Origin of the sequence: Caballeronia sp. LZ016, from assembly GCF_031450805.1 — a bacterium.
GTDB lineage: Bacteria > Pseudomonadota > Gammaproteobacteria > Burkholderiales > Burkholderiaceae > Caballeronia.
Window position 1 is genome coordinate 2,609,893 of sequence record NZ_JARTVY010000001.1, and the last position, 11,858, is coordinate 2,621,750.

The following is an 11,858-nucleotide window of genomic DNA, read 5'->3' on the forward strand; positions in this document are numbered from 1 at the left end:
TCACCTCGCCGAAGTCAGAAGCGGTGACGGATTCCGGTCGTGAACATCAGCTGATTGCGCCCGCTCGCCGGGTCGTTGCTGTTGATGATCGCCGGCGCCTGCGACGAAGCGCGCTGATAGATCGTTTCAATGTAGACATCCGTGCGCTTGCCCAGCAGATAGTCGACCTGCAGCGCCCCTTCGTGCCAGTGCGCCCCGCCACCGTTGGTGTACACATACATGCCCGCGAGCAGGATGGCCGGCGTCAGCTTGTAGATGCCGTTGACCTCGTAGTTGTTGAGCGCGAGCGAGCCGAGCGCGTCGCCGGTGTCGGCATCGACGGGCGCGGTGTTGATCGAGCGCGAGAACGTGCCGGCGAGCTGAAAGTCGCCGATGCCGTAGCTCATCCCGACGCCGAACGTGTTCTGGCGCTGGACGTTCGCCGTGAGCACGGCGCCGGGCGCCGAACCGGGCAGCGAGAGGGAGTCGTAAGCGCCAGTCGCCGTGTTGCCGCGTCCGTTGTTGTGCAGATAAGCCGCGCCGGCGCTGAAGGAACCGGCCGAATAGTTGGCGCCGATGCTGTACGCGCGATTGTTCGCAAACTGGCCTGCCTGATTCGAGAACGCGTACAGCCCGCCGAAGCTCAAGCCGCCGTAGGTCGCGCTCGTGTACTTCAGCGAATTGGCCGCGAGGAAGGAGTTGTTCGCGTTGTCGTTGTCGAGCAGATGAGCGAACGCGGTGCCGCCCGTCCCGCCCGTCAGCGTGAACGGCGCGAAGTAATCATGCATCGAGTCGTATTGGCGTCCGAAGGTCAGCGTGCCGAGATCGTCGGTGCCGAGACCGACGTAGATCGGATGATCGTTGATGCCCTGTCCGGTCGACACCGCGAAGCCGCGCTCGAGCCGGAAAATCGCGCGTGCGCCGCCGCCCAGATCCTCCGATCCTTGCAGGCCCCAGTAACTGCCGTCGATGGTCCCGGTGGTCAGCCGATACTGTGCATGGCCGCCGACGTTGTTGACATAGGCCAGGCCGGTGTCGAGTTCGCCGTAGAGCTGAACGGAACTCTGGGCCCAGGCACACGCCGGAACGCCGACGAACGCGATGCAGGCGGCCATCACGGCCCGCGCTTTCGCTCGACGGATACCGCGCGCTGGGTTGTCGGCGGGAAGGCAGTCTGCTGGACTGATCGGCATGGGATGCTCCGGATGCGTTTCGTGACTGACGAGAATTGTCGATTTTGCGATCAATCTTGTCAGGTAAAAAACCCGCGTAGCGTTTCGCTGTGACCTCGAACCAACGAACGACCGTCGCGCCCCTTCCCTTTCCGCCGATTCGGCGCTATTGAGGCCCGGCGCGATTCGCAGCGCGTCGCTAGAATCGACTGCACTCCCTCACGCAACCGGACCATTCGATGCCCCAAAAGACTCTCGCGATCGTCACCGGCCACACGCGCGGCCTCGGCGCGGCGCTGGCCGACGCGCTGCTGTCGCTCGACGCCGATATCCTCGCGATCTCGCGCAACCGCAACGCCGACCTCGCCGCGCGCTATCCCGGCCGGGTTCAGGAAGTGGAGCTCGACCTCTCCGATCTCGCCGCCCTCACCGCCTGGCTCGCGGACGGCGCACTCCGGCAGGCCGTGACCGGAGCGGATCGCGTGGTGCTCGTGAACAATGCGGGACTGCTTGCGCCTGTCGGGCCGCTCGCGAGTCAGGACGCCGCAGCCATCGCACGCGCGGTGAGCGTGAACGTCGCCGCGCCGCTGATGATCGCCGCCGCGTTCGCCGCCGCGAGCGCGGACGCGGCGGACCGGCGCATCGTCCATATTTCGAGCGGCGCGGGACGCAACGCTTATCCCGGCTGGAGCATCTACTGCGCGACGAAAGCCGCGCTCGATCAGCACGCCCGCGCCGTCGCGCTCGATGACAATCAGGGGTTGCGGATTTGCAGCGTCGCGCCCGGCGTCGTCGATACCGACATGCAGGCGGAGATTCGCGGGACCGGACTGGACCGTTTCCCGTTGCGCGAGCGCTTCGATGCGCTGAAGCGCGACGGCCAGCTCGCGACGCCGGAAGAGTCGGCGCGCAAGCTGATCGATTATGTATTGGGCGATGCGTTCGGCAGCACGCCGACGGCGGACATCCGCGAACTGGGTTGACCCTCAGGCGGCGCGCAATGCGGGGAGTCCCAGCGCCTGCCGCGACAGCCGATCCGCGTCGGCGTTGCGGGCGCGTGGTATCCACTGCAGGCGCACATCGCCGATCTGCGCGATCAACGCGCGCACTCGCGCAGCGTGATCCGCGAGCGAGCGGCTGCCGGCGCCTTCGGGCGCGGCGACGTCGTCGATGACCACGCGGCTGTCGCCGTAGATCACCAGTCGCGTCGCGCCCTCCCGCAACGCTGCTTCGAGCAGTGCGATCAGCGCGAAATATTCCGCGGCGCTGCTGTCGCCGACGCCGGCCGTCGCGCTTATTTCGACGCTCCGACCGTGCGGCGCCTTCAACAGTCCGCCGATGCCGAGGCGGCCCGGATTCGGCAGCGCGGAGCCGTCGAACCAGCCGATCCACGCGTCACAGTGACGCGCCGATGAATCGCCGGACGCCGGGCGCCGCTTCGTTCGATTCGCACGTTCGAGCTGGCGGGTTCGCCGAGCCTCGGCCGCTTTCGCCTGCGCGGCGCGGCGTGTGACGATCAGTTCGCGCAACGGCTGCCCGGCCGCCGCCTGTTCGAGTGTTCTGACAAGCGCCGCATGCTCCGACAGCCCCGCGTGCTTTTCGAGCCTGCGGCTTCGCAAGCGCTCTTTCCTGTAGGCGACAGCAAGCAGTTCGTGCAATTCGACCATGGGCGGCAAGCTCGATGAAGGAGTGCGCAGCTTAGCAGACGCACCTGTCGAGCCACCCGTCGGCAGCCGCAAAAAGCACAAGAGGCGGCATGTGGCTTGCTACCTGACACGCGGAATCCGGACAAGCACGGCTGGTAAAACCGCGTCGATCTGACAACCCGCCAGGCATCGGCCTGGAACCTGCAAGGAGCGGATCATGAATCAACCGATGGAGCAATCTTCCGGCGGCGCGACGATCGTCGGCAAAGGTGCGGCGACGGCTGCCGGGCCCGGTCCGGACGTGATGGCCGCGAGCACGCTCGACGACAATCCGGTGCTGAGCAGCGACGGCCACGACGTGGGCTCGGTGAAGGAAATCATGCTGGACGTGCGAAGCGGCCGCATCGCGTACGCGGTGTTGTCGAGCGGCGGCTTTCTCGGCATCGGCGACAAGCTGCTGGCGGTGCCGTGGAGCGCGCTCACGCTCGATACCGACAATCGATGCTTCCGCATCGCCGCCACCGCCGACCAGGTGCGCAACTCGCCGGGCTTCGACAAGGACGCGTGGCCGTCGATGGCCGACCAGGTCTGGGCGAGCAGCGTTCACCAGCATTACGGCCGCGAGCCGTACTGGTCGAGCGACACGCGATCGAGCGACCTCACCCCGACCGGCGCCGTTCCGCCAGCAGGCGTGGACGCTCCCGAAGCGGGCGGCGTGAAGCTGTAATGCGCGCGCGCCGCGACGAATGCGCCGCGGTGCGCCGGCATCGCTAGTCGAGCGGACGTTCGCCGAGCGGAATGTCGACGGCTTCGGAGCCGTCGTCCATCAGAGCGCGAAGCACATCGCTCGCGAAATCTTCGACGGCGAAATGCCATTCGAGCGAACCGACCGGAAAGTCGTTCGGATTGCACTTACCTTGCGCGCGACGAATCGCGCCAACGGACAGACTCAGCGCGCGTGCATGCTGAAAGTGAGGATCGTCCGAATCGAGAAACGGCAATTGGTCTTTTTCCATGACAGCCTGAGGCCCCCGTCGCTGACACATGACAACAATATCGGCCGGGTTTGCTTGTTCTTTAGCCCGGCTTTTCGAATCTGCCGTTCGCGCACTGCGCGCTGCGTCGACGCGAACGGATAAGGCAAAGGACGTTGATGAAGCCCTATCGGAACCTGGCCGGCAACTCCGGCGTATCCGCATTCGAGATTTTGAATGATGGCATCAGGGTCCGCTTCGCCAACGGCGTCACTTATTTGTACGACTACGGCACGCCGGGCCGGGCGCATGTCGAGCGGATGAAACGCTACGCCCGCGCCGGACGCGGACTCAGCAGTTACATCTCGCAGGAGCACCCGCCCTACGCCGCCAAAAGCGATGATTGAGCGCCACGGGCGCTCTCTTCGTTGTATCGCCCTTAACGACCCGACGGCACGAACGGAACGTTCTCGTTGCTGGCCGCGGTCAACTGATGCATCTGCCGCTGCAGCTTGTTCAACTGCGCCTGTGCGGCGGCGCGGCGCGCTTCCAGTTGCGCGAGTTCCTTGCGCGCCTCCTGCTGTCTGAGCGCGACTTCCTGGTCCTGGCTGCTGCCGCGCTGCAGGTCGACGCGCACGCGTTCCACCTGCGCTTCGGATTCGGCGATGAGCCGCGCGAACTGATCGTTCTGCGCCTGCAGATGCACCCGCCGCATGTCGGCCTCGGCGAGGCGGATGGCCTGCTCCACGAAGTGACGGAAGGCCGGCTCGGCCGCGCCGATATCGCCGGCCTTCAGCACACGCCAGACGGCGTCGTCGTGAAGAAGCACGGCGTAGTATGTGAGGTCGCGCGGATAGAACAGCAGGCTCACCGAATAGACGAAGCTCCGGAACGTGCGAAACGTCGCGAGCGCCGATTGCTGCATCAGCCATTCGACCTCCGCGATCTGCGCGGCTTGGAGCGCCTGCGGTCCCGGCTGCGACGCTGCGCCGAGCGGCCGCAGCGGAGTCACGCGCGTGGACGGCGTCGGGGGCGCGGACTTCGGCAGAAGGTCGTCGGGTCCGGCTTCGTCATCCGGTTTCGGGGGCGCGGTGAAACGAACCGGCGCATTGTTTTTTTGCCGCAGGAACGACGGCGCGTTTTCGAGCAGGGTGCCTCGTCTGCTTAGCAGGCTTTTCACAGTAACTCCAGGGTTGGCTTGCCGACACGGCATCGCGGGCGAGTTCGCGAAGCGAAATCATGAAACCCGCAATTTTAGTCAACGTTGCTTGCGCTTATTCCGATTGCAAATGATGTCGCGGCGACAGTATCGGCTGATGAAACCCAAGTATAGGCGAGTGATTAGGGGATGCAATCGAAGCCTCACGAAGCTATGTCAGTGTTTTAATCGACGGGCAAAACGTGAAAATTCATGCAGAATTACGTTTCGCGCGCAAGGCTAGAATTACAGATAATCACGAATGGCGATAAACGGCCTGTGTCCCGCTGATTCGCAGATTAGCCAACTGCGCGGACCGTGCTTTCGACATCAACGCGACCATGCGCATGATCCGAACACCCTGGATGCCGCAGCCGATACCGGGCGTCGGCGCAACGAGCGCTTCCAGCGAGTGCAGCCTTCCATAGAATTCGATGACGGGCGCTGCGGGCGGCATGTCATCGTCCGGTATCGCCGGGCTCGAATGTGCGAGCACCGGCTCGCACAGCCGGTCCGGCCCCGCCGGCTGGTCGCCGAGTGAATCGGCGAGGACCTCGGGCGGCTCGTAATGCAGCCGGCCTTCGCTCCGATCGCGAAAATATTCGTAGACCGCTTCGAGATGAGCCATCGACGTTTGTTCGACGCGCCGGGCCGTGGCCGCGCATCGCTGCAATCTCCAGTTCTCACGCTGGCTGACGGCAGCGATCAGGTCGGCGATGTGCGTCCTCAACTCTGCTTCACGCCGCGCAATCAGAGCCTGGAGCATTCTGGCTTCCTCAGTGTCCGCATCGGGCAAGCGTTCGCTCCATGCCAATAAATCGTCAAGTTTGATCGACATGAATCACTCCGTCGCAATAAGCCATTGAATCGTCTTCCGGGCGGCTGAAATTTGTTTGGATCGCGAATTGTAATGAATCGGGATTCAATTGCCAGTCAGTTTGCGCTGATACACCTTATCGTAGTCGTTTTAGTCAGGGACGGCACCGTGCCAACGGCCCGGCACGCTCGATGCTGAACGAGTGCAGCGGCGCGTCTTGCGCCCGATACCAAGGAGACAGTCATGAAAGCGACCGCAGCAATAGCAGGCGCGCTTCTCGCGCTTGCCAGCACAGCCACTTTCGCGCAAGACATGTCGCGCGATCAGATGAATCAACGCCCCAAGCCGATGCAGGGGCAAACGAGCGCATCGCCGACGCCGGGCTCCCACGATGCATCGCAAGGTGGCGCCCAGGCCGGGACGTCCGGTAGCGGAACGCTGATGCAGCAGCGGGAACAAGGCATGTCTCCAGATGCCTCGACAGCGCCGGCCGGTGGCGGGAAGGCGACCGGTACGATGAAGCAGTAGGCAGCGTGATGATGCCTGCGCCTAATGCGCGCAGGCATCATCGATTGATTGTGTCGCATCGATGCAATGTGTAAAGGTTCGTTGCGCGTGACGTGAATAGGAAAATTCCGGCTGCAATTTGCGGGGCCAACCGCTTAAATGCCTTCTTCATGGGTGAGATGAGGCAACCTGCAGTGAAGGCACTTCGCATTTCAGTCTCGGCAGATACGGTGCAACGCCCACGCGCGCGATTGCGTCATCGGTGAAGCTCCCGTTTGTATCCGATGGCATAGGAAACGCCTGGGGGCTGCAGGATTCGACTGCCCGTAAGCAGATGCCGCTGAAAAAGCGCACTGCTCTCATGTTCCGCGACATAGGCGCCCGCCCTGCCCGCGAATTTCTGCTGCCACAGACCCATCCCGACCCCGTGTTGGCCACGCGCTGAAGCACGCCCCGCTACCGGTGCGGACGCTCCGTTCGCCCGACCGAAGCCGCGACGTGCGCCGGCTCGCGCAGCAGCCCTTTTGCATTTCGACAACGACAAAAATACTTCATGCCCGTACGTAACGCCTTCCGACTTTTCATGATTTCTGTTGCGGCGACGGTGATCGCCGGCCCGGCCTTTGCCAAGTACACCGAAGAGTGGGTGAACGGTAAAGATGTTGCGAAGCCACAGGCCACGACTCGCGGTAATGCGCACGTATCCGTCTCGCAAACCACCGACGCGCCGCATGATCACAGCAAATCCAAAGCGTCCAGTTCTCCGTTCGCGTCCGATCCGATCGCTGCATTCGCAGACGACCCGATTGCTGCATTCGCGCGGTCGCGAACGAAGTAGGCTCGAGTTCGCGCTCACCTGCGTCTAGCAGAAATAGCAGAAGCCCGCGACTGGCTGATTCGCCCGTCGCGGGCTTTCGTTTGTCCGTCGAGCGCTTAGCCGATCAGATCGGCCGGCAGCTTGCCGCCGTTGGCTGCGAGCGCCCGCATCAACTGCTTGTGCAACCAGATGTTCATCGATGCGGAGTCGTTCATGTCGCCGCTGTAATGCAGTTCAGTCGCGAGCTGCTTGCGGTGATCGAGACTGCTGTCGACTTGCAACAGCTTCATCAGGTCGACGATCGACACGCGCCAGTTGAGCGTCTGGCTGCTCTCGCTCGCGAGCTGGTCCATCACGGCTGCGACGTCGATATCCGTCAGCGCCTGCGGCGAAGTGGCCTCGACGACGGGTGCGGGCGTCGGATCCGGCTCCACGACGGGTGCGGGCTGCTCGGGCTTTGCTCTGTGGAAGATCTTGCCCACGATGTCACCGAAGATACTCATCTTTGTGTCCTTGTTCGAATTGAAATGCTGCGGTATGCGGCTCGGCGCTGGTATGCGGCGAGCCTGCCGCGGCTCAACGCGCGCACCGCGGATCAGTTGACTCTTGTAGACAATTCGAGCGAGATTGTGACGAATTATTCCAGCGTTTCGGTTAGTACAACATCTTGTCCTGGGTGCGAGTGTGCGGTCGTCGGACGAAGCGTTAGGATCAACGAGACCGATCGCCACAAGCGACGGTCTGCAAAGCGTCAGGCGACACTGCACCCTGCTCTTGGCTGCGCGTATTCAGAAGCACGCGGTCGCCTACCGCACGCGATGTGGACGCGCACCCTTCACAGAACAGACAGCGCAGCATCAAAACGCGTCCGCCGCTGGTCTACGGCATCTGCCGCATCGCTTTCCTTGCCTGCCGGGCTCGCTTTCGTCGCAAATCGCTGAGCACTTTTCGAAGTGCATCGTACTGCTCCCAGTAGCCCAGCTCCTTGAGCCAATGGCGCACCTGTACAGGACTGACGCCGCGCTCGAGGGCGGCGTCCTGCATCGTGATGTCGCCCCGCAAGAGCCGTCTGGCGACCGCACGCTGCTGGGCCTTTGTGGTGGTCGGTGCAGGAGGTATGGCTCGCATAGAAAAATGGTCCGTTATAAGTCAGCGTGTGGCATCGCCGAACTGCTCGGCAAACGATTAATCGAAAGAGGAACGCACCAGCGATCTTGTAGCAACGTGATGGGTCGGCTGCGAGCGCGAAAGCTAGGGCTGGATCGAGTGCTCAATCGGGGCGCGAGGACGTACCGTTGGCGCCGAGCGCTTTCCAGTCGTCCAGTCGTCCAGTCGTCCAGTCGTCCAGTCGTCCAGTCGTCCAGTCGTCCAGTCGGCCGGTGCGCGCGCACGGGTTCCGTGAGGTATAGCGTCCTATTACGGAACGACGCTACCCTCGCCCACGATCCGTGTCGATGTGTATCGCCATGTCGCGGCGGGTGCGACGCACTTTCATGAGCGCAAAAAGGCGTTCATGCATAACCGCTGAAAACGCCGCATGTCTGGCTGAACATGCGGCGTGTATGCTCGGACGATTGAACGCTGTTTCGTCCCATAGGCGGACGATCTTTCTCGTCGCGCTTGTCTCCTTCATCCTTTTCGCTTCCTTATCAATTAGTGGATGGATGCATGACGGAAATTGGATCGCACCTGCTGGTCCTCTCGCTATCGGAGAAGCCCTAAAAGCGTATTGCCAGCAAAGGCTGAGTAGCAATCAGTAGCAGATGATTGCGTCGCGACGCCTCAGCGCGTGCCGACATCCAAGTCTCAATCGGAATTGCGACGGTGACAGGAATACACGGTTCTTTTCACAACATGTGACGGTAGCCGCGCCCTGCCCAGGTGCCCGGGAGCAGCATCGCCCTCACAGGCGGAAGTCGTGTGCGTCGGCTCGCTCTAGATCATTCGTCATCCTAACTTCCTAAGGTGGATTACGCCCGAACCGATGCAGTGCTATCAGGAGTCAGGGCAATGGCCGGAACGGCTAAGCGCTGCGAACACGAAGAAGCCATACATCGATAGTCGACGCGGCAACGGCAAGCAGCGTGACGCATGAAGCGGAAGCGACCGATAAGATCGAGCCCGGCATGGACGAATACGGACCGGCAAAACAAAAAATCCCGCAAGTCATCGACTGTGCGGGATTAAGAAAATTGCTGGCGGAGAGAGGGGGATTCGAACCCCCGATAGGTTTTACCCTATACACGCTTTCCAGGCGTGCGACTTAAACCGCTCATCCATCTCTCCGGAAGACAGCGATTATACCAACTTCGCGCCGCCCGCCTAGCCCCTAAGGGTGACGAATGTAATCGACCAGTGCGCGCGTGTATTCATCGGGCTTGCGATCGAACAGACTCACCGCGATCGCCACCGCGAATCCGGCCGGCACGCCGAACACGCCCGATCCGATCGGCTCGATCCCCAGCCAGCGCGGCCCGTCGAAGCCCGTCAGATGAGTAAAGAATGGATACGTCGACACGATGTAGTACACGCATACCACCAGCCCCGCGATCATCCCCGCGACGACCCCTCGCTGCGTCGTTCGCTTCCAGAACACGCCCAGCACGAGCGCCGGAAACAGTCCCGACGCGGCCAGCGAGAACGCCGCGCCCACGAGAAACAGGATATTGCCCGCATTGAGCGACGCCACATACGACGCCAGCAGCGCGACGCCGAGCAACAGAATCTTCGAAATGGTGACGCGCCGCTGACTCGTCGCGCGGCGATCGACCATGCAGTAATACACGTCGTGCGAGAGCGCATTGGCGATCGTGAGCAGCAGGCCATCCGCCGTCGAAAGCGCCGCCGCCAGCGCGCCCGCCGCAATCAATCCCGAGATCACATACGGCAGCCCCGCAATTTCCGGCGCCGCCAGCACCACCATGTCCGGCTGCATCTGAATGGCGGCCCATCGCACGATGCCGTCGCCGTTCACGTCGCTGATACGGATCAGATACGGTTCGACGCGCCGCCACTGCGTCACCCACTGCGGCAAGTCCGCGAATCGATGGCCGACGAGTCCCGTCAGAATCTCGTGCTTGATGAGCACCGCGAGCACCGGCACCGTCAGATAGAACAACGCCACGAAAAACAGCGTCCAGCCGACCGACCGCCGCGCCGACGCCACCGAGGTCGTCGTGTTATAGCGCGTGAGAATGTGCGGCAGGCTCGCCGTGCCGATCGACAGACAAAGGATCAGCGCCAGAAAGTTCAGTCGATGCGCCTGCGGGCTTTGATCGTCGGTGGACGTGCGGGCGAACGCGTCGGTCATCGGCACCGGGGCGGCGACGCGCGCGCTCAGCGCATCGCGTTCGCGGGACCATCGCGCCTGCGCGTCGGCGGGATCGCGGGGAAACGACGCCAGTTCCCGCTCGCGCTCGTTGATCTCGCGCAGCGGGCCGTTGCGCCGGCGCAGTTCGGCGATCTCATCGACGAGACGCGCGTGCTCGTCGAAATACGAACGCGGCAACGCATCGATGCGCTGCTGCACGCGCGCCGCCTGGCGCCCATATTCGGCGCGCACGCGAGCTTCGTCGGGCGACGCCGCCAGTTCGCGTTCGAGCGTTTCGACACGCTCCAGCACGCGACCATAGCTGAGTTGCGGGAACCAGCCGAGCCCGTCGCGATGGCCGATCATCGATACGGGAATCAGAATCGCACTGATCAGGATGATGTACTGCGCGACCTGCGTCCACGTCACCGCGCGCATGCCGCCAAGAAACGAACACACGAGAATGCCTGCCAGCCCGCAGAAGATGCCGATGGAAAACTCGATGCCGATGAAGCGCGACGCGATCAGCCCGATGCCCTGAATCTGCGCGACCAGATACACGAAGGAGCAGAGAATCGCCGCGAGGGCGGCCAGTCCGCGCACGAGGTTGCTCGAAAAGCGCGTGCCGAGAAAATCGGGAATCGTGTAGCGCGCGAGCTTGCGCACATAAGGCGCGAGCAGGAACGCGACGAGGCAATAGCCGCCGGTCCAGCCCATCACGTAGGCAAGTCCGTCGTAGCCGCTGGCGTAGATGGATCCGGCGAGGCCGATGAACGACGCCGCCGACAGCCAGTCCGCCGCCGTCGCCATGCCGTTGAACGCGGACGGCACGCGTCTTCCCGCGACGTAGTACTCGACGAGATCGGAGGTGCGCGACAGCAGGCCGATCACGGCATAGACGGCGATCGGCACGAAGAGAAAGACATAGCCGACCCACATGCCCGCCCCCGCCACGCGCTCGATGCGCTCCATCACGAAGATGAACAGCAGGAAGCCGAGCGTGTACAGCGCGTACGTTAGAATGAGGCGATTCGTGAGCTTCATCGCGCCGGATCGTCCGGCGGTGAATCGGCGACGACTGCTTCGGCGACGGCGCGCGAGAGACGCGCATCGGCGATCTGCATCAGCACGATATACACGACGATCAGCGTCACGTAGACGAGGATCGCGCCTTGTGCGCCGAAATAGAACGGCAGCGGAAAGCCCGCGATGCGGACGTGCTGAAGCCGCTGCGCAAAAAGCGGCACGCCGAACGAGACCACGAAGCCGACCGTCATCAGCACCGCGATCAGCGCGACGTTGAAACGCCAGTAAGCGCGATGGGCGCGCGCCGTCGCCGCCGGCACCGGAGGCGGCGTAGCGAATGTCGGATTGAGGGTTTCGGCATGAGGCGTGGTCATGCGGTTATTTACCAAAACCGCGTCACGCCGGCAATCGG

13 protein-coding genes and 1 tRNA gene are annotated in these 11,858 nt (G+C 63.1%); 5 read left to right on the forward strand and 9 right to left on the reverse strand.

Going from position 1 to position 11,858, the window contains the following annotated elements:
• Positions 1-14 precede the first annotated feature (14 nt).
• Complete coding sequence (locus P9220_RS12435; protein ID WP_309765484.1) at positions 15-1,094, reverse strand: porin; 1,080 nt, start codon at positions 1,092-1,094, stop codon at positions 15-17.
• Between the two features lie 296 nt (positions 1,095-1,390).
• Between P9220_RS12435 and P9220_RS12440 the strand changes: the two genes are divergently transcribed.
• Positions 1,391-2,134: an SDR family oxidoreductase gene (locus P9220_RS12440; RefSeq protein WP_309765124.1), complete on the forward strand. Its 744-nt coding sequence runs from the start codon at positions 1,391-1,393 to the stop codon at positions 2,132-2,134.
• Positions 2,135-2,137: 3 nt separating this feature from the next.
• Here P9220_RS12440 and P9220_RS12445 read toward each other — a convergent pair whose 3' ends face one another.
• On the reverse strand, positions 2,138-2,818 hold the full coding sequence (locus tag P9220_RS12445; RefSeq protein ID WP_309765125.1) for a ribonuclease HI family protein: 681 nt from the start codon (positions 2,816-2,818) through the stop codon (positions 2,138-2,140).
• Between the two features lie 196 nt (positions 2,819-3,014).
• Between P9220_RS12445 and P9220_RS12450 the strand changes: the two genes are divergently transcribed.
• Positions 3,015-3,524 carry a PRC-barrel domain-containing protein gene (locus P9220_RS12450; RefSeq protein WP_309765126.1) on the forward strand — a complete coding sequence of 170 codons (510 nt, stop codon included), beginning with the start codon at positions 3,015-3,017 and terminating at the stop codon, positions 3,522-3,524.
• A 43-nt stretch (positions 3,525-3,567) separates the two neighbouring features.
• Here the strand turns inward: P9220_RS12450 and P9220_RS12455 are convergent, their stop codons facing one another.
• On the reverse strand, positions 3,568-3,813 hold the full coding sequence (locus P9220_RS12455) for a hypothetical protein (protein ID WP_309765127.1): 246 nt from the start codon (positions 3,811-3,813) through the stop codon (positions 3,568-3,570).
• A gap of 137 nt (positions 3,814-3,950) precedes the next feature.
• On the opposite strand from P9220_RS12455, the gene P9220_RS12460 reads away from it, so the two are divergent.
• Positions 3,951-4,178: a hypothetical protein gene (locus P9220_RS12460; RefSeq protein ID WP_309765128.1), complete on the forward strand. Its 228-nt coding sequence runs from the start codon at positions 3,951-3,953 to the stop codon at positions 4,176-4,178.
• Between the two features lie 32 nt (positions 4,179-4,210).
• Here the strand turns inward: P9220_RS12460 and P9220_RS12465 are convergent, their stop codons facing one another.
• Entirely contained in the window at positions 4,211-4,951 is a 741-nt protein-coding gene (locus P9220_RS12465; protein ID WP_309765129.1) for a DUF2968 domain-containing protein, read from the reverse strand.
• 274 nt (positions 4,952-5,225) lie between these two features.
• Positions 5,226-5,807, reverse strand: a complete 582-nt coding sequence (locus P9220_RS12470) for a hypothetical protein (protein ID WP_309765130.1) — start codon at positions 5,805-5,807, stop codon at positions 5,226-5,228.
• Between the two features lie 222 nt (positions 5,808-6,029).
• Here P9220_RS12470 and P9220_RS12475 point away from each other — a divergent pair, with 222 nt between their 5' ends.
• Positions 6,030-6,314 (forward strand): hypothetical protein, encoded by a 285-nt coding sequence (locus P9220_RS12475; protein WP_309765131.1) that lies wholly within the window; start codon positions 6,030-6,032, stop codon positions 6,312-6,314.
• A gap of 532 nt (positions 6,315-6,846) precedes the next feature.
• Positions 6,847-7,131, forward strand: coding sequence for a hypothetical protein (locus tag P9220_RS12480; RefSeq protein WP_309765132.1), 285 nt, complete (start codon positions 6,847-6,849; stop codon positions 7,129-7,131).
• Between the two features lie 95 nt (positions 7,132-7,226).
• Here P9220_RS12480 and P9220_RS12485 read toward each other — a convergent pair whose 3' ends face one another.
• From P9220_RS12485 to P9220_RS12500, 4 genes are all read right to left on the reverse strand, one after another.
• Positions 7,227-7,613: a DUF3597 domain-containing protein gene (locus tag P9220_RS12485; protein ID WP_309765133.1), complete on the reverse strand. Its 387-nt coding sequence runs from the start codon at positions 7,611-7,613 to the stop codon at positions 7,227-7,229.
• Positions 7,614-9,306: 1,693 nt separating this feature from the next.
• Positions 9,307-9,396, reverse strand: a tRNA-Ser gene (locus P9220_RS12490).
• A gap of 43 nt (positions 9,397-9,439) precedes the next feature.
• A complete protein-coding gene (locus tag P9220_RS12495; RefSeq protein ID WP_309765134.1) occupies positions 9,440-11,464 on the reverse strand; it encodes a sodium:solute symporter family protein in 2,025 nt (674 codons plus the stop codon).
• On the reverse strand, positions 11,461-11,820 hold the full coding sequence (locus P9220_RS12500) for a DUF4212 domain-containing protein (RefSeq protein WP_309765135.1): 360 nt from the start codon (positions 11,818-11,820) through the stop codon (positions 11,461-11,463). The genes P9220_RS12495 and P9220_RS12500 overlap by 4 nt, the downstream gene beginning before the upstream one ends.
• Between the last annotated feature and the right edge of the window lie 38 nt (positions 11,821-11,858).